This is a genomic window from Sporosarcina contaminans (genome assembly GCF_042679045.1).
Lineage (GTDB): Bacteria > Bacillota > Bacilli > Bacillales_A > Planococcaceae > Sporosarcina > Sporosarcina contaminans.
In genome coordinates, this window is the sequence record NZ_JBHTLT010000113.1 from 1 (window position 1) to 20,169 (window position 20,169).

The 20,169-nt window shown below is 38.9% G+C and carries 24 protein-coding genes and 1 pseudogene; 18 read left to right on the plus strand and 7 right to left on the minus strand.

Annotated features, from left to right (window positions below; all coding sequences use genetic code 11):
• Positions 1–111 precede the first annotated feature (111 nt).
• Positions 112–525, minus strand: coding sequence for a type II toxin-antitoxin system HicB family antitoxin (locus ACFQ38_RS13580; protein WP_381481524.1), 414 nt, complete (start codon positions 523–525; stop codon positions 112–114).
• A gap of 27 nt (positions 526–552) precedes the next feature.
• Entirely contained in the window at positions 553–735 is a 183-nt protein-coding gene (locus tag ACFQ38_RS13585; RefSeq protein WP_336824816.1) for a type II toxin-antitoxin system HicA family toxin, read from the minus strand.
• A gap of 246 nt (positions 736–981) precedes the next feature.
• Between ACFQ38_RS13585 and ACFQ38_RS13590 the strand changes: the two genes are divergently transcribed.
• The 4 genes from ACFQ38_RS13590 to ACFQ38_RS13605 all read left to right on the plus strand — a co-directional run bounded on the left by ACFQ38_RS13590 (position 982) and on the right by ACFQ38_RS13605 (position 3,044).
• A complete protein-coding gene (locus ACFQ38_RS13590; RefSeq protein ID WP_381481526.1) occupies positions 982–1,182 on the plus strand; it encodes a hypothetical protein in 201 nt (66 codons plus the stop codon).
• 76 nt (positions 1,183–1,258) lie between these two features.
• Positions 1,259–1,873 carry a hypothetical protein gene (locus ACFQ38_RS13595; protein WP_336824812.1) on the plus strand — a complete coding sequence of 205 codons (615 nt, stop codon included), beginning with the start codon at positions 1,259–1,261 and terminating at the stop codon, positions 1,871–1,873.
• A gap of 76 nt (positions 1,874–1,949) precedes the next feature.
• Entirely contained in the window at positions 1,950–2,792 is an 843-nt protein-coding gene (locus ACFQ38_RS13600) for a terminase small subunit (protein WP_381481529.1), read from the plus strand.
• A gap of 27 nt (positions 2,793–2,819) precedes the next feature.
• The gene (locus ACFQ38_RS13605) at positions 2,820–3,044 is read left to right on the plus strand and encodes a hypothetical protein (protein ID WP_381481531.1); all 225 of its coding nucleotides are present in this window, start codon (positions 2,820–2,822) and stop codon (positions 3,042–3,044) included.
• Here the strand turns inward: ACFQ38_RS13605 and ACFQ38_RS13610 are convergent.
• A pseudogene (locus ACFQ38_RS13610) lies at positions 3,016–3,210 on the minus strand (PBSX family phage terminase large subunit); the annotation flags it as partial. The gene ACFQ38_RS13605 and the pseudogene ACFQ38_RS13610 overlap by 29 nt on opposite strands.
• Positions 3,211–3,452: 242 nt before the next feature.
• Positions 3,453–3,842, minus strand: coding sequence for a hypothetical protein (locus ACFQ38_RS13615; RefSeq protein WP_336824810.1), 390 nt, complete (start codon positions 3,840–3,842; stop codon positions 3,453–3,455).
• A 299-nt stretch (positions 3,843–4,141) separates the two neighbouring features.
• Here ACFQ38_RS13615 and ACFQ38_RS13620 point away from each other — a divergent pair, with 299 nt between their 5' ends.
• Entirely contained in the window at positions 4,142–4,390 is a 249-nt protein-coding gene (locus tag ACFQ38_RS13620; protein ID WP_381481534.1) for a hypothetical protein, read from the plus strand.
• Between the two features lie 608 nt (positions 4,391–4,998).
• On the opposite strand, the gene ACFQ38_RS13625 is transcribed toward ACFQ38_RS13620, so the two are convergent.
• A complete protein-coding gene (locus ACFQ38_RS13625) occupies positions 4,999–5,538 on the minus strand; it encodes a GNAT family N-acetyltransferase (protein WP_381481537.1) in 540 nt (179 codons plus the stop codon).
• A 906-nt stretch (positions 5,539–6,444) separates the two neighbouring features.
• Here ACFQ38_RS13625 and ACFQ38_RS13630 point away from each other — a divergent pair.
• Positions 6,445–7,383, plus strand: coding sequence for a thymidylate synthase (locus tag ACFQ38_RS13630; protein WP_381481539.1), 939 nt, complete (start codon positions 6,445–6,447; stop codon positions 7,381–7,383).
• Between the two features lie 13 nt (positions 7,384–7,396).
• A complete protein-coding gene (locus ACFQ38_RS13635; RefSeq protein WP_336824807.1) occupies positions 7,397–7,876 on the plus strand; it encodes a dihydrofolate reductase in 480 nt (159 codons plus the stop codon).
• 107 nt (positions 7,877–7,983) lie between these two features.
• Here the strand turns inward: ACFQ38_RS13635 and trhA are convergent, their stop codons facing one another.
• The gene (trhA, locus tag ACFQ38_RS13640; protein ID WP_381481542.1) at positions 7,984–8,619 is read right to left on the minus strand and encodes a PAQR family membrane homeostasis protein TrhA; all 636 of its coding nucleotides are present in this window, start codon (positions 8,617–8,619) and stop codon (positions 7,984–7,986) included.
• A gap of 163 nt (positions 8,620–8,782) precedes the next feature.
• Between trhA and ACFQ38_RS13645 the strand changes: the two genes are divergently transcribed.
• From ACFQ38_RS13645 to ACFQ38_RS13695, 11 genes are all read left to right on the plus strand, one after another.
• On the plus strand, positions 8,783–9,622 hold the full coding sequence (locus tag ACFQ38_RS13645) for a DegV family protein (protein ID WP_336824805.1): 840 nt from the start codon (positions 8,783–8,785) through the stop codon (positions 9,620–9,622).
• A 101-nt stretch (positions 9,623–9,723) separates the two neighbouring features.
• Positions 9,724–10,536: a GDSL-type esterase/lipase family protein gene (locus ACFQ38_RS13650; RefSeq protein WP_381481544.1), complete on the plus strand. Its 813-nt coding sequence runs from the start codon at positions 9,724–9,726 to the stop codon at positions 10,534–10,536.
• A gap of 11 nt (positions 10,537–10,547) precedes the next feature.
• On the plus strand, positions 10,548–11,123 hold the full coding sequence (locus tag ACFQ38_RS13655; protein WP_336824803.1) for a YpmS family protein: 576 nt from the start codon (positions 10,548–10,550) through the stop codon (positions 11,121–11,123).
• 11 nt (positions 11,124–11,134) lie between these two features.
• Positions 11,135–11,665: a peptide-methionine (S)-S-oxide reductase MsrA gene (gene msrA, locus ACFQ38_RS13660; protein ID WP_381481546.1), complete on the plus strand. Its 531-nt coding sequence runs from the start codon at positions 11,135–11,137 to the stop codon at positions 11,663–11,665.
• Positions 11,662–12,084, plus strand: a complete 423-nt coding sequence (gene msrB, locus ACFQ38_RS13665) for a peptide-methionine (R)-S-oxide reductase MsrB (protein ID WP_336824801.1) — start codon at positions 11,662–11,664, stop codon at positions 12,082–12,084. The genes msrA and msrB overlap by 4 nt, the downstream gene beginning before the upstream one ends.
• Before the next feature lie 14 nt (positions 12,085–12,098).
• A complete protein-coding gene (locus tag ACFQ38_RS13670) occupies positions 12,099–12,320 on the plus strand; it encodes a YozE family protein (protein ID WP_381481549.1) in 222 nt (73 codons plus the stop codon).
• Between the two features lie 143 nt (positions 12,321–12,463).
• On the plus strand, positions 12,464–13,165 hold the full coding sequence (gene deoD / locus ACFQ38_RS13675) for a purine-nucleoside phosphorylase (protein ID WP_336824799.1): 702 nt from the start codon (positions 12,464–12,466) through the stop codon (positions 13,163–13,165).
• A 78-nt stretch (positions 13,166–13,243) separates the two neighbouring features.
• Positions 13,244–14,761: a lmo1851 family serine protease gene (locus tag ACFQ38_RS13680; protein WP_381481551.1), complete on the plus strand. Its 1,518-nt coding sequence runs from the start codon at positions 13,244–13,246 to the stop codon at positions 14,759–14,761.
• Positions 14,762–14,820: 59 nt separating this feature from the next.
• Positions 14,821–15,735 (plus strand): CobW family GTP-binding protein, encoded by a 915-nt coding sequence (locus ACFQ38_RS13685; protein WP_381481554.1) that lies wholly within the window; start codon positions 14,821–14,823, stop codon positions 15,733–15,735.
• Positions 15,736–15,914: 179 nt separating this feature from the next.
• A complete protein-coding gene (locus ACFQ38_RS13690) occupies positions 15,915–16,745 on the plus strand; it encodes a CAP domain-containing protein (protein WP_336824796.1) in 831 nt (276 codons plus the stop codon).
• A gap of 464 nt (positions 16,746–17,209) precedes the next feature.
• Entirely contained in the window at positions 17,210–18,616 is a 1,407-nt protein-coding gene (locus ACFQ38_RS13695; protein WP_381481557.1) for an MATE family efflux transporter, read from the plus strand.
• 91 nt (positions 18,617–18,707) lie between these two features.
• Here ACFQ38_RS13695 and ACFQ38_RS13700 read toward each other — a convergent pair whose 3' ends face one another.
• A complete protein-coding gene (locus tag ACFQ38_RS13700) occupies positions 18,708–20,054 on the minus strand; it encodes an MATE family efflux transporter (RefSeq protein ID WP_336824815.1) in 1,347 nt (448 codons plus the stop codon).
• Positions 20,055–20,169: the final 115 nt, after the last annotated feature.

Sequence of the window (20,169 nt, forward strand, 5' to 3'; positions counted from 1 at the left end):
CGCGTGCTACTTTCAGTATTGAATGAGAAAAATACAAGAACAGGTGGCGAAAAACGATTCGTTTTTCGCCACCTGTTCTATTTTAGGGACTTATTGGACAGCCTCAATAAATCAGTGATCTCTTCTTATACCAAGACGATTTTTTAAAGCAAACTGAAGTAGCTGAGAAAAATTGATTCCTTCATTTTCTGCAGCATCATTTAACCATTTAGGAATGGTTAAAGTTTTCTTCACAGCTTTATTCTCGAATTCATCGCGAATATAGTCAGTCCATGCCTCAATAAACACTAAGAAGCACCCTTTGGCAAGGTGTATGTTATTTGGATGGGAAGGTGCAGGGATTTCTTCTCCATCTTCTTCCATACCATATAAAAACCCTTCCAATGCATCTTTAGCCATATGGATTGCTTCATCCATATCTACACCTTCAGTGATGCAGCCGGGCAGATCCGGAAATGTAACTGTAAATCCTTCTGAACCATCAGTTCCGGGATCGAAAACAGCGGGAAATAAATATTTAGCCATTTATATTAACCTCCTCAGCAAGCAAGACTATTTGAGTCTCGCTTGCTTTAGTATTGATATTAATGTTCCTTGTTTCAAGTCTTTCCTTGGATGGGGTACGGTAACAATTCCTTTTTTGGTGGGGTGTTTGAAATGATGATGACTTCCAACCACTCTTATTATGTACCATCCATCTTCCTTAAGTATCTTTATGATTTCTCTTGATGAGATTTTTGTTCTCCCCCTTTCGTTACCTTCATTATTACACGTATAAAATATACGTGTCAACAGTGAATTTTATTAATATTGAAATTACAAGAAAAATATACGATGTCATACGCTTGTCATACGAAGTCTGTATATATGAGGGGGAGAAATAAAAGAGGGGGTGCGCCCGAGCAGCTGAATCCCTCCTAAAGCCCCTATATTATTTAAATATCACTTTTGCGCTCGATATATATAGCGTGGAGGTGTATTATGATTCCGGATGCAGCAAGAGATGTAATGAACCATCTCGCAGGACAACTGGTTGTCTTAATATTAATTATTGGAATAGCTTATGGAATTCCGTATTTATTACTAAGTTTAATTCGTGTTCCAGCAGCCATTAGAAATTTAATAGCAACATTAGTCATGTTAGCAGCAATTTATTTCTCGTTTGATAAACTATTTCTGTGAAATAAATGACCATTAGGTAAATGAGTATTCTCTTTTTAGGTCATATTGCTTATAATCAATTGTAAGGGGGATGGCAATGTCTAAAAAAGTACTTATACCGTTAATTATTTTATTCACCGTAATTTTCCTTGGAGTCGTTGGAGCTATAGTGAATGTTATAAATGAACCGAAAACAGCGGCACCTAAAGAAAAAACACCTGAAGTCAATGCAGAAGAAGTGTATAATTCTACAAACGATGAATCTGCTGTCGAAGGAAAAAATCAAGCTCGTGTTGAAACCGATGAGACTAAAACGGAAGCAGATACTACTTGGGACGATTTAAAAGAAAAAGATAAAATTATCGGTAAGAGTGACAAGGATTTCAAAGCTGCTGTCAAGGACAAGCCTACTAAGGTCAGAAACGATCAAACAGGAAAGTGGAGAAAAACATCCATTGCCGAGAGTATCGACATTGAAGAATATGCCTTGTCTTACCAGAAGGAATATATGAAGGATGATGAGGTTCATTTCATTGTTAACTTCACTCGTAATACGACTACGTGGCTTAATGCAACAGGCGGCCTTTTAGCTGTAGAGATTCGCGAACATGTCAGAGGCGAAGAGCACGATGCTAAAACGCTTGGTTCTGGCATGGTGTTAAAGAGTTACATTATCTATCCGGACGGCGACATTCAGGAATTGGATGTTTAATTAGTTAAGCACTTCACTTTAATTTGTGAGGTGCTTTTTGTTTTCACTTAAATATGGAGGTGGCAGGTGCATGTAGATGATTAATTGGGATGATATCCGGAAGGAATGGGAAACGAGTAAGATCACACTGGCCGCTCTGGCAGAAAAACATGATGTGAAGTTAGGGACATTGAAAAGTCGTAAAAGCAGGGATACTAAAGACGGCAATCCGTGGACGAGAGGTGCTCCTAAAAAGGAAGCAACCAAAACACAAAAGGTTGCAACCCCCACGAAAAGGATGCAACCAAAAAAAGAGCAATTCGAGCCTGTTGTAGAGTCCGATGATTTAACCGATAAACAACGGCTTTTTTGTATTTACTACATTAAAAGCTTCAACGCAACGATGTCAGCAATTAAGGCAGGATATTCAAGACACAGTGCACATGTTGAAGGAAGTCGGTTGCTAAGAAATGCTAAGGTTGCTGCAGAATTAAAAAGGCTAAAAGGTGAGATGCAACAGGGTGTATTCATCGATGCGATGGATGTGCTCAATAAATATATTCAGATCGCCTTTGCAGACGTGACTGATTACGTTGAATTCGGAACCATTGAGAAATCCGAAAGGAATCCGGAAACTGGCGAAGTAATGTTGGATGATAATTTCAAGCCGATCACTTACAAGGTGAGTTATCTGAAGTTTAAACATTCGGATGAAGTTGACGGAACCATCATTACTGAGGTGAAGAAAGGAAAAGACGGCATATCTGTCAAGTTAGCTGACAAGATGAAATCCCTTGAAATGCTATCCAAATACTTTGATCTATTCCCTGACAAATTCAAGCGTGAAGTCGAGGAAGTGAAGCTTGAAATTGTCACATTAAAGCGTTTGGTGCAAATGAGATGGAAGAGTATGAAGATGATGGTTTCCATGAAGCGTTGAACGCTACGACTTCGGAGGTGTGGGGCGATGCTGCTGCAGACACAGACGAAGGGTAAGTATTTCTCTTTCATGACCGAACGAAAACAGTTTAAGAAGAAGCCGGCGCCGTTCAAGTTTAAGCCTTTCTCGATAAAACAAAAACAAGTGCTTACCTGGTGGCGTGAAGATTCACCGGTTAATGATATGGATGGCATTATATGTGATGGCTCGGTACGTGCTGGGAAAACAGTCGTAATGTTCCCGTGGATGTGATGGAAAGCAGGTTGTCTGCCCGATGGTCTTTCACTTTATAGCCACTAGCTTTTAACATACGTTTCAGTGGAGTAATAACGTTCCTTCTAAACAAGCCGATTGTCTTTCCGACCATACCAAGGTTCTCGTCTGCGAATGTTTCCATCGCCCACATGACGTAGGACTGTTCGAAAAAGATTCGTTTGAATATATTTTAATACTTGATAAAAAAAGTTTTGGTCAAAATTCTAAAGAAACTCTTTTTCAAATCGCAAATTCAATCAGATGACTAACTTACATTGAACATAAAAGGTTTCGGAAAGTAAGGTTATTTTTAACCGAAAAGACTACTTATATCTGAAATAGCGCCCTGTCCTTGATGGATAAGGGCGCTTTTTTGATCCTCGAAATGGAAGCTTATAGTTTGTACTAAACAAATGGTCTACTAATTACAGTACAACGACGAGCTCCATTCGCTACTTCTTGACATGCCTTTTCTAATGAGATTCGTACAAGAACGGCTTCGTCTGTACCGTTTTCTACGTCAAATATTTGGAACGCTCTACAGTTATCTTGGAAGATACACTTAAACTCTACTTCAAATCCCGGAGGCGCCACAGGAGGTTGGTTTTGGATTCGGCAAAGGTGTAATCCACCCGCTAATAACTTTTCTGCCTGTTCTTCTGTAATACGTGTAATAACGATGGGGTCGATTTCAACTCCAGGAACTTTAGCTTCTATTTCAGCTAATAGGAAAAATCGGTCACCGTTTTTAATAATACAGTTAGAACCAATTGTTACAATATCGTTTGTGGTCATCTTATCATCCCTTTCTAACAGTAGGGTATTCATGTGCATATAGATGGCTTGGACAATAAAGGTAGGTTTTTCGTCTGAATGGTTGAGAATGAGTGACTTTCCGTATGGGATGTGCGCTTTTTATTCGCCTTTACATACGAATACTTATTCTCTATGTTGAGAATAAGGAGGGGAATGCATGTACTGAAACATTGAAAAGGTCAGTAGATTACGGAGAGGTTTTGGAAATAATGTACTTAGTAAAGGACGGTACGATTAGTAAACGAAAATTAATGTACTGCAGGTAGGCGAAGCATCGTTTGGGCTGTACTAGTTGGATTATTGTTAATGCCTTTTCCATTGCAGCAGTTGATGCGCCACTTTATATTGGATATGCACTGCCGAGGTTACAAATATTATTGAAAAATAAATGGTCTGCAATATTCATAGCTTCATTTGCTTTAGCATTTCAACATATTGCCTTGCTGTTGATTTTTGAATGGCAGTTTATGTTATGGCGAGCTATCGCATTTTTTCCTGTGACAGTAGTTTTAGCACTTATGTTTTAAAAAACGAAAAGGATTTTTCCTCTAATGATCGCACATTTTTTAATGGATTTGCAGATTATGATAACAATTCTTATAGTATCAATGTAAATATATTTTTAGAAACCTAATCTTATAAAGTGGAATGATGATAAATCTACAGTCCTTTTAAGGTTTGTAGTCATGAGATAGGTGTTTGCCCAGCTTGGCTTGAAAACGCTTGTCAGACAAGGCGCGAAGTCGAGCGAAGACCCAAATAGAACTTAGGTTCATGAGGGGACGAGCGAAACGAGCAACGCAGTATGCGAGCGTTTGTCAACAAGCTGAATCTGTTACTATGTTTTTTGTAATACATTTTTTACTTTACAAAGAGTGCTTTATTTCCCAATTTATTATAATGAAGCAGATAATTATGTATCGAAGTGATCAAACCTCCTGTTAGCATTTCCAAATCGATTGTTTGAATACTAACAAAAAGGCATCGCGTTACTGCATGTGCTAAATCGGAATATGGCATAAGCTATATAGATGAGTGTTTAGGAGCTTAAATGTACGTTCAAGACACAAGAAACAATCTCTATCCCACTCAAATGAGTGATATAGAGATTGATTAAAAAATATTGATTACAAGTTTAGTGATTCGGACTAATGATCGCTAACATTTGATGATCTTCCCAAGAACCATTAATTTTCACGTTTTTTATAGCTATTCCTTCTTTATGAAAACCAGCCTTTTCCAACACACGAATGGAACCTATGTTGTCAGGCATAACCCCCGCTTCAATTCGGTGTAAGTTTAGAACATCGAACGCATAATTTACTACTAACTTAGTCGCTTCAGTCGTATACCCTTTGCCATTTTCTCCTTGATCCAAAGAGTAGCCCAATAGCGCACTTTCACGTGGTCCACGAAAAACTTGATATAGGCCAATCGTTCCAATGAGACGATCATCCTCTCTTTTAAAAATCCCGAATCGATATTCCAAATCCTTTTTTATGTTTTGTTCCCATTTTTCAATTAAATCTTTTTGAGTTTCCAATGTCCAGAAATTTTCCGGCCGAGTGATGGAATAGCCTTTAAAAAAGTCTCGATTTCTTTCCTCTAAACTAAGTAATTCAGCAGCATCTGAGAGGATGAGCGGTCGTATATAAACAGTAGACACTTTGGACATGCAATCTTCCTTTCTATATGTATGAAATATTGAAATTATACCATATAGTGAAATTAATGCTTCTTAAAAGGAAAAATGATTCCTACCCGTATTGCCGATATTATTGATCATGAATCGAGGAGAGAATTATTGAATTAAGACATTTAAATGTAAAATGTTGAAGTAATTTTAGGAGCTAAGGTAAAGAAGCAGTAGATTACAGACCACATCGGGTAGGAGAAATCCGAATGTTCTGTTACAATATACATAATGAATAGCGATCATGATTTGTTGTATTAGTAAATTTAAAATTTAGAGGAGGGGATTTTATCGTGTTGATGAAAAATAAAGAACGATGGCGTCCTATTATAATTGGTTGGGGCATGTTTGTTTTTGCATCTATTATAAGCTTACTACTTGGACCCAACATACTCGGACCAACAATACCCTCTATACTCGGCTTTTTAACTGCTGCATTCATAATATTTATTATAAACATTGTCTATGTGCTGTTCACAAACAAGAAATCAACAAAGATAGAAAAATAAATTGCTTATAGACCAACAGAAATAATTAGTATGATTTCCAAGCAAACAAGCAAAACTAATAAAAAATAGTATTGTCTTTTACGAATCATGTATATTATTCATGTTTCTTTTAGCAATGTATCTTCTTGATATTACACCGTGATCCACATAGCTGTAGGAGAAAATCTATATCCTTTATGACGAACAAAAGCAGTTGAAGAAGCCAACAGCATAGAAATTTAACACTGTGACTTCTATTAAGTCATAATTCGATAAGAAATACTTAGTACTCAAAGTATTGTCATTTATATTTCAAAAATCACACCGCCGAATTGGATGTTCAAAGACATATCAGGCGGTGTTTTGTTATACTGTCATTAAGTGTTAGGGGGATGAATCAATGAGACAATATTTGGATTTATGTAAACATATTCTTGAGAATGGGACTGTAAAGGAAGACCGTACAGGCACTGGCACGATTAGCGTGTTTGGTTATCAAATGCGTTTTGATTTACAGCAAGGTTTTCCTTTACTAACAACGAAAAAAACTGCTTTCCGTTTAATAGCATCTGAACTGCTTTGGTTCCTAAAAGGGGACACGAATGTAAAAACGCTCATAGAAGATCGCAATCCGATTTGGGATGAGTGGGGATTCCAGCGTTATGTCGAAAGTGACGAATATGACGGCCCGGACATGTCGGACTTTGGAAGACGAAGTCAAAAAGATGAGCAATTTGCTGTTATTTATCGTGAACAAATGGATATATATAAGAAACGTATCCTTTCGGATGAACAATTTGCAGAAAAATACGGTGACTTAGGCCCGATTTATGGCCGGCAATGGCGTTCATGGGCATCACCCGAAGGATCGGTCGATCAAATTCAAAACCTTATAGACGGCCTTAAGCGAAATCCGGATTCAAGACGGCATATTGTTTCAGCTTGGAACCCAGCTGAAGTGGAAGATATGGCATTGCCGCCATGTCATGCGCTTTTTCAATTTTACGTGGCGGATGGCAAGCTGTCATGTCAGTTATATCAAAGAAGTGCGGATGTATTTTTAGGCGTGCCTTTCAATATTGCTTCATATGCTCTGTTAGTTCATTTAATTGCTAAAGAATGTGGGTACGATGTAGGTGAATTTATCCATACAATTGGCGATGGCCATATTTATTCGAATCATGTCGAACAAGTGAAAGAGCAGCTTTCAAGGGAGCCAAGACCGTTGCCTACATTAAGAATCGAAGACGGGAAATCGATTTTTGACATGACGTATGAAGATATTAAAGTAGAGGGATATGACCCTCATCCAAAAATAAAAGCACCTATCGCGGTATGAAAGGACGATGAGATTGTTATCATTACTTGTCGCGCATGATTTGAATCGAGTGATTGGGTATGAAAATCAAATGCCATGGCATATCCCTGAGGAATTGAAATACTTTAAAAAAATGACGATGGGCAAAGCTGTCGTAATGGGCAGGAAAACGTTTGAATCGATAGGCAGACCGCTGCCCGGCAGATTGAATATCGTCTTGACGAGAAACGAAGATTACAAAGCCGATGGAATTGAAGTATTCAGTGATGTAAATGAAGCGATTGCGCGTGGCATGGAGTATTCAGATGAAGTCGTTGTAATTGGAGGCACGGAGATATTTAATTTGGTAATGGATATGGCAGATCGTATGTACATCACGGTCATTCGGCATGAATACGAAGGCGATACGTTTTTTCCGCCGTATGAAGAAGATTGGAAGATCGTATCTAAATCCGAAGATCATTTTACTGAGGAAGGCATTCCTTTTTCTTACCATATTTATGAAAGAGAGTAGAAGGATTAAACGAAACAGTTGTAAAGTGAAAAAGGCGCTGGTCATAGTTGCTTGGCCAGGCCTTTACATTTAAATTGTTTTTTGAATGCTTCATTGCATTGCTTCGTTCAAGCGTATAAAAGAACGCTAAAATACATTGCCGCACTTCCTGCCAGTACGAACAAGTGCCAGATTGCGTGATTATATGGAAGTTTGCGCCAGGCGTAAAAGATCGCGCCGACAGTGTAAAGCACCCCTCCAGCAACTAAAAGAATAAAGCCGGCCATATGCAAATTTTCGTAAAGCGGTTTAATACCGAACAGGATGAGCCAACCCATAACGATGTAAAAAATGAGGGATACGAATTCATAGCGATGAATGAAAAATGCTTTGAATAAAATCCCTGCAATGGATAGGCCCCAAATGATGCCGAACAGTGTCCAACCTAATGCTCCGCCAATGATAACTAATACAAATGGTGTGTAGGTTCCAGCGATTAAGAGGTAGATTGCCGAATGATCAAAAATTGAAAACAATCTTTTCAACTTGGCCGGCATACTATGCAGCAATGTGCTCATTAAAAACAAAATAACCATCGTGACGCCGAAAATGGTGAAACTGACGATGGACAGTGGGTCTCCTTTTTCGACACCTGCTAAAATCAATAAAACAAGCGCAGGAATACTTAAAAGGAAGCCGATTCCATGAGTGATGGCATTCCATAATTCTTCTTTCGAGCTTTTGTAATCAAATGCATCTACCATATCCATACCTCCTTTTCATTTATTATACTAATATAAAATGGGAGCTTTCAACCTTATTGGCTATGCATAATAGTGTATTGCCATTATAGTAGGTAAAGAGCTACATCAGTTTTCAAAATAGCGGAGGGAACTGCCCTCATAATTTTTAAGGAAGTGCTAATTAATGAAGAAAATCCATATCGTTACAGACTCGACAGCAGACTTAATTGAAGATTATCTCGAGGAGTATGACATTCATGTCGTACCGCTTTCAATACAAATCAATGGGAAAACGTATTCGGATGGGATTGATATTCAACCTGAAATGTTTTTGGAAATGATGAAAGAGAGTGAAGAACTGCCTAAAAGCTCGCAGCCTGCATCCGGAGTTTTTAAAGAGTTATATGACCGTTTAGGAGCAGACGGAAGTGAAGTTATTTCGATTCATATGACTGGAGGCATGAGCGGAACGGTCAAATCTGCCGAAGCAGCTGCCAAAATGACAGACACGAATGTAACGGTGATCGATTCGATGTATATTTCCCATGCATTGACATTTCAAGTTTTAGAAGCTGCCAAAATGGCGAAAGAAGGAAAAAGTGTAGAGGAAATCGTCGATCGTTTAACAACGATTCGAAACAATACGTCATTATATGTAGTGGTAGATATGCTTGATAACTTGCTGAAGGGCGGCAGAATCGGTAAAGGGAAAGCAATGATCGGTTCTTTGCTAAATATAAAACCGATTGCCACTTTGCAAGACGGTGTGTATACGCCAGTAGGAAAAGCACGCAGCCATAAACAAGTGGCGGCACATCTCTTTAAAGCATTCAAAGAAGAGACGGCAGGTAAACTTATTAAGTCTGTTGGCATTTCTCATGCGCATGGGCTGTCAATGGCTGAGCCGCTAAAGAAATTAATTGAGGAATCAGGCTGGAAGGACATAAAGTTTTCTTTCACGTCTCCTATTATTAGCACACATACAGGAGAAGGCGCAATCGGTTTTATGTATTATACCGACTGATTAATTGCATGTGCTGAACAACGAATTTTATAGTGAACAGTCTATAATGAAGAAAGAATGTGTTCGTCCGATTCTCAGATATAAAAAAGGGGATTTTAATGATGAGAAGAGTACTTGTTTTGGTCGTCTTCTCAATGTTGTTAGCCAGTTGTCAAAGCGATAAGGTAGCTGGACCTGCCTCATTTGCTAATCGAGAAAAAACATCCTTTACACAATTTCATGTTCCGAATTATTTCGTTCCAGAGTTAATTAATGTCGTTGGCCTTGGTGATTCTTTGACAGAAGGGGTAGGCGACGAATATAAAAGGAGCGGATATTTTGGCAGAATGACGACCGCGATGGGTGCATGGAAAGGTGTAAAAGAAATTGAAGCTGAAAATTTGGCAAAGAAAGGCAGAAGAAGTGATCAGCTTATAAAGCAATTGGAAGACGAAGAGATACAATCGGAAGTTAAAAAGGCCGATGTCATTTATATGACGATCGGTGGCAACGATATTATGAAAGTCGTAAAAGCGAACTTATTCAATTTAAAAGCGAAACCGTTTTATATTGAATTAGGAAAATTTGAAAATCATTTAGATGAAATCTTTAAAATCATCCGAGGTTTGAACGGCGATGCAGTCATCGTTATTGGCGGGCTTTACAATCCGCTTTCAATTGTTACGGATGAAGCGTATGAATTTGAAACAATTATCGAAGACTGGAACGAAGCGATTGAAATTCAGGCAGTAATGGATGGCAAAGCCTGTTTCATACCTGTCAGCGACCTTTTTGTTGGAAATGAAAACTTAGTGTACCATACGGATTTCTTTCATCCGAATGCTAAAGGGTATGAATCCATGTCAAATCGCTATGTTGAAAAAATTGACGAATGTAGTTTGAGTGAATTGTCGGATGGGAAATTGGATTTGTAGGGGTGACTGTCATGAATTTTTGGAAATGGGCATTTTTCACACTCGCGGGTTTAATCGTCGCAGGTGTAGTCGCCTTCATCATTTTTTTAGAAACTCCGGGAACATCAGAACCACTTCCGGAGCTTCATACATTCCGTGCGACAGACCATGTTTTGACTGTCAAAGCGACGAAGGAAGACTTTGAAGGAATTGCCAATCACTTTATACGGAAAGCGATGAAAGGAGAGCCTTTGCCCGTAACGATGTCAGTGAAGGATGACGTCATCTTACAGTCCGAATTGACCGTTTTTAATATTACGTTGCCGGTTGTCATGCATTTTGACCCTGAAGTTAGGGAAGACGGCAATCTTATATTAAATTTATCTTCACTAGAAATCGGAGCCTATAATATGCAACCCTCTGCTGTATTAAAAATATTGCGTGATTCCTTCAAATTGCCTGAATGGATGGTTATTAGACCGAAAGAAGAGGAGATTTTCCTCAGCTTGACCGATTTGCCTGTATCCGGCGATCTTGTCGTGCGGGCGAAATCGTTTAATCTTGCTGAAGATGATATTGAATTGGAAATTGTCATTCCGACAGAATAGGAGGCGGTATAATGGCTGAACAGCTTGCCACTTTTGCAGGTGGGTGTTTTTGGTGCATGGTCAAACCTTTTGATCGATATGAAGGTGTGATTTCTGTCGTTTCGGGATATACAGGCGGTGATGTGCCGAATCCTTCTTATGAGTTAGTTTGCACGAATACGACAGGCCATCGGGAAGCAGTGCAAATTACATTTGACGATGAAGTTATTTCGTACAAAACATTATTGGATATTTTTTGGCGACAAATTGATCCAACTGATGCTGGCGGGCAGTTTTTTGACCGTGGAGAATCTTACCGTACTGCTATTTATGTTCATTCGGAGGAGCAACGTGAAATAGCAGAGCAATCGAAGCATGAATTGGAGGCGTCCCGGAAGTTTGACAAACCAATCCAAACGGAAATTTTGCCTGCCAAAGCCTTTTACCGTGCCGAGGAAGAGCATCAAGATTATTATAAGAAAAACCCGGCTCATTATAATCGCTATGCTGTAGGCTCTGGTAGGGAACGTTTCAAATCTGAAAATTGGAGTGAACCGAAATGAAAGAAGAATTAAAACAAAAATTGACACCTATGCAATATTATGTGACACAGGAAAACGGAACTGAGCCGCCATTTCAAAATGAGTTTGACGCGCATTTTGAAGAGGGGATATATGTTGACATTGTGTCAGGTAAGCCTTTATTCAGTTCAAAAGATAAATACGATGCAGGTTGTGGTTGGCCAAGCTTCACGAAACCAATCGAACAAGCAGAAGTGACGGAACACTTCGATGACAGCCATGGAATGAGACGTACTGAAGTGAGAAGCAAGACGGCGGATTCTCATCTTGGACATGTCTTTCCAGATGGACCAGGACCTGCAGGACTTCGCTATTGCATTAATTCAGCAGCCCTTCGATTCGTTCCGGTAAGTGAACTTGAAAAAGAAGGATACGGGGAATATATTCAACTTTTTAAATGAGTGGAGGAGAATGAATGGATCGTTCATTTTATCAATTTGTACTTTCGTTTCGCGGAGGTAAAAAGGACGATGCGAAAGCTGTTTTTGCTGAAGCGATGTTTAAAGACCACGGCTTTCCGAAAGATGTAAAATCATTTGATGTATTATCGAGATATATAGAGGAGAAAGCTGATGAAGAAATGCCTTCTGTCGTTTTCGATGAACTTTACGAAGAATACAAGGAACGGTATGAATAAGATAGATGTCAATCATGCAGATTGCCACGATGCTAACTGCTGTTCCATCGGACGGTAGATGCATGATTCATGCCATCTTCATTGCATAATATGAAATTTAACTGTATGATTAAGAAAGAAATTTTGAAAGTGAGGCGTAACGATTGAGCATACATATCAATGCAAAAAAAGGCGATATTGCGGACACGATTTTATTACCGGGAGACCCTTTGCGGGCAAAATATATCGCGGAAACTTTTTTGGAGGACGTAACTCAATATAACGAAGTGCGCAATATGTTTGGATATACGGGTACGTATAAAGGTAAGCGCATTTCTGTGCAAGGGACAGGCATGGGTGTTCCTTCCATATCGATCTACATAACGGAATTAATGCAAGAATATGATGTGCAAAAATTGATTCGTGTAGGAACTTGCGGTGCAATCCAAAAGGATGTCCACGTTCGTGACGTCATCATTGCGCAAAGTGCAACTACAAATTCACCAATCAATCGAACGTTTTTCAATGGCGTTGATTATGCGCCGACAGCAAACTTCGATTTATTATTGAAAGCGTATAAAGCTGGACAAGAAAAGGGACTTCATTTAAAAGTTGGAAACGTTTTTACAGAGGACTTTTTCTACAACGAACATGCGGAGCATGAGAAGTTAGCTAATTATGGCGTATTAGCGGTTGAAATGGAAACTGCTGCTCTTTACACGTTAGCTGCAAAATATGGTAGACAGGCATTGTCAGTATTAACAGTAAGTGACCATATTTTGACAGGTGAAGTGACAACAGCTGAAGAGCGCCAAACGACTTTCAATGACATGATTGAAGTCGCATTGGACGCAGCAATTCAATAATTTTGCAAGGGAGGGCCGCTCACTGCACGATTAGCGGCCCTTTTTTTCGATAAAACACTAAAGAAAGTGGGGAATGGGATGGACGAAAAAGAGAAGAACGATGTCCGGAATGAAGAAGAGCAGAATCATCAGCCTCAACCTCAACAACCACCGGCCAGTCGATTCATAAAAATTAAACCATTTTCTTTTGTCATGCTAATTTTCGGTCTGGTCCTTGCCACAGCAGCAGTAACTTTTTTTGCTTTGACGACAGGTGAAGATAAAATGGTTGAGGTAGTTAATCCGCAAAACCCTAATTCGGTTGATCGTAAAGAATTTAAAAAGCTGTATGAAGCATATGACCAACTGAAAAAAAACTATTACGACGAGATTGATGAAACAGCAATCATTGATGGTGCGATCAATGGCATGATAGAGGCATTAGGAGATCCATTTTCTGACTACTTAAATGAAGAGGAAACTCGACAGCTTAATGAAAGCATTTCATCAAGCTTTGAAGGGATCGGGGCAGAGATTAGAGAAATGAACGGCTATATTAGCATTGTTTCTCCAATTAAAAATTCTCCAGCCGAAAAGAGTGGCCTGTTGCCGAATGATGTGATTACAGCAGTGGACGGACAAAGCATCCAGGGCATGTCATCGTCGGAAGCTGTCTTGCTCATTCGAGGTGAAAAAGGTTCGACTGTCACGTTAACGATTAAACGAGGCGACCACTCAGAGCCATTTGATGTAGAAATAAAACGAGATGTTATTCCGATCGAAACCGTTTATGCAAAAATGTTGGATAACGGCCTTGCCCATATTCATATTACAAGCTTTTCAGAGCATACGTATGAAGAGCTTTTAACAGCTCTCGATGAAATGGAGCAACAAGGGATGAAAGGGTTGATTGTCGATGTTCGCCAAAATCCTGGAGGCAGACTTGACACGGCAATCGATATTTCTGATCTTTTCGTAGAAGAAGGAAAGAATTTATTCCAATACGAAGGGAAAGGCTTAACTCCTGAAGTATATGTTGCTTCAGGTGGACGTAAAGTCAACGTACCCGTCACAATGATTATCGACGACGGCAGTGCTTCCGCTTCGGAAATATTAGCAGGAGCATTGAAAGAATCTGCAAATGTACCATTGATTGGCATTAAAACATATGGCAAAGGAACCGTTCAATCACCTAAAGATTTGGATGATGGCTCCAATTTGAAGTTGACAACCGCAAAATGGTTAACGCCGAACGGAAATTGGATTCATGAAAAAGGAATCGAGCCTGATATTGAAGTGCCGTATCCTAGTTACGCAATGTTGCCATATATTGATCCTTCAATGGAAATGAAAACAGGTATGGTATCTCCTTCTATTAAAGCTGCTGAAGAAATGCTCAGCGCGATTGGCTATGACCCGGGAGATATTGACGGTTTATACGACGAGCATACTGAAGCTGCGGTTAAATCGCTTCAGAAGAAGCTTTCTTTGCCGGAGAACGGTATTCTTTTAGGAGAAACGACATACAGTCTCATGAACGAATTGAGAAACAAGATCGAAACAGACGATCCTCAGCTCAAGAAAGCAGAAGAAGTGCTATTGAAAGAAATTAAATAAAACAAAGCGCCCCTTCGACAAATCGGGGGCGCTTTTTTAAACGAAGAGGAGTGTTATAAATGATCGATGTCTATTTATTTAGCGGATTTTTAGGTAGCGGGAAAACGTCATTGTTAATGAATACAATCCAACAATTAAAAGAGGAAGGTAAAAAGCCTGCGATTCTTATGAATGAGTTTGGTTCAGTTTCCATCGATTCAGATACGGTTGAGAAATCTGGAAATATACCGATGAAGGAATTGTTAAATGGCTGCATTTGCTGTACAGGTTCAGAAAATACCGAGGCTCAGCTACAAGCGCTTTTAGAGGATTACGATGATATTGATGTAATCATAATTGAAACGACCGGTGCAGCACATCCTGTAGAAGCTTTAGACGCGATCTACTCTCCATTATTTGCGGACCGTTTAAACGTAATGGGAATTGTCACTGTCGTGGATACAAAACGATGGGTGGAAAGGGAATCGCTTTCTCCGCAAATCCGTTCTCTTTTTATGGAACAAATCCGACACGCACATCTTCTATTAGCGAATAAAGCTGATTTATTATCAGAAGGGGAGTTGTCCACTACTACTATGGAGTTGTCCAATCTAAATAGTAATGCACCTATCATACAAACGGAACATGCAAAAATAGCTTTTTCTTTTATCGAAAAAACGTTGAGGAATGCCGATCATTCATTATCGCATCCTATACTATCAGGTAAGCATCTGCCTTTATCCTCTAAACTGTTCACTTTCAAAGAGAAAGTAAGCAAGGAACAATTTGAAGAGTTTGTAAGGTCTTTGCCTGAAACTGTTTATAGAATGAAAGGTTATGTTCCGATTCAAGGTGCCAACTATCCGTATTTGTTTCAATATGCATATGGGATGGTCAATTGGCTTCCGGAATATGTGAATGTAAAACCGAATTTGGTGATCATTGGGGAAGGGCTAGATCAAATCGATTTTGATTCATTTCAAACTCAAAATTAGTTGGACGTCAACCCCTATTCAAATGAAATAATAAGTGAAGATGCCATAGATACCCAAAAACAGACGAACTCTGTCCCTTTGTTAATGTCTTTTTCTCTAAAATGGTCTGGCTGGATATTGATGGTGATTCTCATCTTCTCTCATGCTGTATGATAGTTTTCGAAGGGAGGAGTAATGAGATGAAAAAATCGATGGCTGTCATCTTACTCGGTTCGGCGCTCTTACTGCCGAACAACCATAGTGCTGAAGCATCTTCCAACAATAGTGAAGGTGTTCAAAAAGCGCAAAATGTACAATGCTATGTCTATAAAGGAAAGTATTCTTATAATGTGAATGGTTCTAATTTTGATATGAATACGTATTTGAAAAACTGGGATAAATTTTTCGGTGATAAAGTAGAATATCAAAAACCTGCAAAACCGGACAATACAAAACCGGTTGAAAATGCGAAACCGTCCAAGCCTTCTAAAGGTGAACAAGAAAATTCGGCTGAACAACAAAAGCCTTCAACCGATAAACCTGTAGCTGACCAAAAGCCGGTAGATCAAAAGCCAATAGAACAAAAACCAGTACAACAAAAACCAGTTGAAGAGCAAAAGCCTTCTACAGAAAAGCCTGCACAAAACAATTCTATTTCTGCAATTGAAAAGGCGGTATTGGATTTGACGAATGCAGAAAGAGCAAAAGCAGGTTTGAAGCCGTTGGAAATTGACAACAGCCTAATGAATTCTGCACGCCAAAAATCTAAAGATATGGCATCGAATAATTACTTTTCACATACGAGCCCGACATATGGTTCACCTTTCGACCAAATGAAAGCGAATGGTATTACTTACCGTTCAGCAGCTGAAAATATCGCAATGGGTCAACGTAATGCGGAAGAAGTAGTGAAAGCATGGATGGAATCTCCAGGGCATAGACAAAATATCCTTACTCCGTCATTTACACATATCGGAATCGGTTATGATGCGAATGGGAATTACTGGACACAACAATTCATACAAAAATAATTAATTCAAAAAGACGTGATGTGCGGACGAACCGCCGTCATGTCTTTTTTGCATAAAGTATTATTTCAACGTATTTTGACATAGACATTGAAATTGAAGAATTTCCTGCGGATGAGTTATCAAATAAGGAGAGAAAAGAAAGTCCATTGAGGATTATGTAGAAAACAGAATGAAAATGGATTTTGCAATATTATATTAAAACGAGACAAGATGCAAAAAGTGATATTATTGGTTTTGGGAGAAGGATAAAAGCGTTTCATAGTAAATTGTGGAGATTCGGAGTGTGACAAGGTACGTATTCGACGATTACAATCAAATGCCACGTAAATGTAAATTTAAAGAGAACAATGAATGATATGTAAAAAATAATCAAAAATAAAGATATTTATTTGTATTCAATCGCTAATATTTATGGTAAGATACTTCTGTTTTTCATTTATAAAGCAAAGAAAGGCGTTGTATAGATGGCGATGAAACGAGCCCGCGGTCAAGAGATGAAATTGAACCTATTTCATCTAACTTGGCCGATTTTTCTTGAATTGTTTTTATTTATGTTAATGGGTTTAGCAGATACATTTATGTTAAGTGCGCTATCTGACGAGGCAGCATCCGGGGTAGGGGCAGCGAACCAATATGTTCAAATAGCAATCTTAGTATTGGAGGTAGTAGGAAATGGAGCTGCGATTGTAGTAGCTCAATATCTCGGATCGAAAAGATATTTAGAAGCTTCAAAAATTTCTGCGCTTGCCATATCCCTAAATATTGTAATCGGAATTGCAATTAGCTCCATATTCTTTTTCTTTACAAGTAATATGATGCAAATGATGAATTTGCAAGGAGATGTTTTGATTCATGCAAAAGCTTATTTGACGATCGTTGGAAGTGCAATTTTTCTTCAAGCAATCATCAATTCAATGGCTGCAATTATTCGTGTGCATGGATATACAAAGCAAACGATGTTTGTTTCCCTTGGTATGAATATTCTTCACGTAATTGGCAACTATGCATTGATTTTTGGGAAATTTGGCTTGCCTGCTCTCGGTGTACAGGGAGCGGCGATCTCTTCTGTCGGAAGTAGATTAATTGCTGTTTTTATTTTTTTCTATTTGTTATACCAAGTTCTTGACTACCGTATAGAAATAAAATATTACATTACTTGGTCAAAGGAATATATCAGCAAAATATTGTATATTGGCTTGCCTTCCGCTTTTGAACAAATTTTATATCAAGCTTGTCAAATCGTATTCCTCTACTATGTCACCTATCTTGGGACTGAAGCACTTGCAGCGCGACAATATGCAACGAATGTTTCAATGTTCAGCTATTTATTTGCTTTGGCCATTGGACTGGGCACATCGATCATCGTTGGTAGACTTGTCGGTAGCGGAGAGAAAGATGTAGTATACGGGCAAGTATGGGGTTCATTGCGAAAAGCATTAATATTTACAGCTGCAATGGTTGCTATCGTTATGGTACTTCGCTATCCGTTAATGAGATTATTTACTGATAATGAAGCAATAATTCAGCTTGGCGCATCCGTATTGCTACTATCTTGTTTGTTAGAAACTGGCCGAACTTTCAACCTTGTCATCATAAACTCATTGCGTGCAACAGGGGATGCGAAGTTTCCCGTCTTGATGGGTGCAATATCAATGGTTATGATGAGTTTGCCACTCGGCTATTACTTCGTATTTGTGCTTGACATGGGACTTGTTGGCGTTTGGCTAGCAATTTGTGCCGATGAATGGACACGTGCTATTTTTATGGCTTTGCGTTGGAAGAGCAAAGCTTGGGAGAGGTATGCATTAGTCGAGCCTAATTCTGTAACGGATAAAGGCCATGATGATGTTGTCCGCTCGGAAATTGTTTAATAAAAAATGATGACCGGCTTTGCCTAAAATGCACTGCCGGTCTTTGTCATATTATTTGCTGTTTTATCTGTACTTTACTATTCAGTAAAATCTATGATATTCGTTTTCTTTGTATATGTCTCAATCTGAAACTCAACGTGATTGCGCCAACAGTCAGTCCGGTAATTAATCCTACCCAGTAGCCATACGGGCCTAGTGAAGAATAATTGGCTGTTAGAAAACCAACTGGCAAGCCGATTAGCCAAAAAGAAATGATGGCCATAATAAATGTAATATTAACATCTTTGTATCCTCTCAAAGAGCCTTGTATAGGAGCTTGAACTGCATCAGATAGTTGGAAGAACGCTGCAAAGATGAAAAATTGTGCGGATAGCTTAATAATTGCGGTATCTGTTGTATATAGTGAAGCAATTGGTTCTTTAAATAAAAGTAAAACTACGATTGATATAAAACTAAATGTGATCGCCATTCCGACGGATAGCAAACTGTATTGTTTAGCATCCCTTAGTCTGTTTGCGCCAACAGATTGCCCAACAACGATCGTTGCCCCCATCGAAATACTAAGTGGCAGCATATACAACAAAGAAGTGAAATTTAAGGCGATTTGATGAGCAGAGATCGTTTCAGTTGAATAATTGCTCATTAATATTGTTACGACTGAAAAAATGCTCGTCTCGATAAAAATTGATAGTCCAATTGGAATACCAATTCGTAATATTTCTTTCCAACGTTTGAAAACAATACGTTCCCACTTACCAAAAAGGACATATGATTGAAATGGCCGTTTTCTCCATGCTATAAATGCTGCTATTGACATAACAATCCAATATGTTATACCTGAAGCATATCCAGCCCCTGCGCCACCTAATTCGGGCAAGCCTAACTTTCCATATATAAGTAAATAGTTTAAGCAAATATTGATAGGAGCGGATAAAAGAATGATGAGCATCGAAATTTTCGTCGCACCTAAAGCATCAAAGAATGAGCGGAATACGGTGTAGGCAAACAAAGGAATTAGACCTAAGCTCATCCCTTTTAAATAATTGACCGCTACAACGCTTACTTCTGCTTCAAGCGTCATGTGTTGTATGTAAGGCATGACTACAAAATAGATTATAAAAAATACGGAAGCAGATAAGGCGATCGAAACATATAATCCTTGTTGGACGTAAGGCCGCACTTCTTTTGCCATTTTCGCACCGATATTTTGAGCGATGATAGGGGTTAGCCCCATAATGATACCTGAAAGTCCTGTATAGACCGGAGTCCAGAATGAAGAACCGATTGTTACACCAGCTAAATCATGCGTATCGTATCTACCGGTCATTAAAATATCGAAAAAGGTCATGAGATAAAGTGCAACTTGTGTAATAAGTATCGGAACAACTATTTTTGTGAAGTTGAATGTCTTCTGTTTAAGTGGCAATGTTTCTTCCAGCACAAACCATACTCCTCGTATATTAGTAGTAAGAGCTCTTTCCGATAGAATTTCCAGTTGATCCGGACAGCTGGAGGCCGTCTATTGGACTCCTATAGGAAATGGATGCCTTACG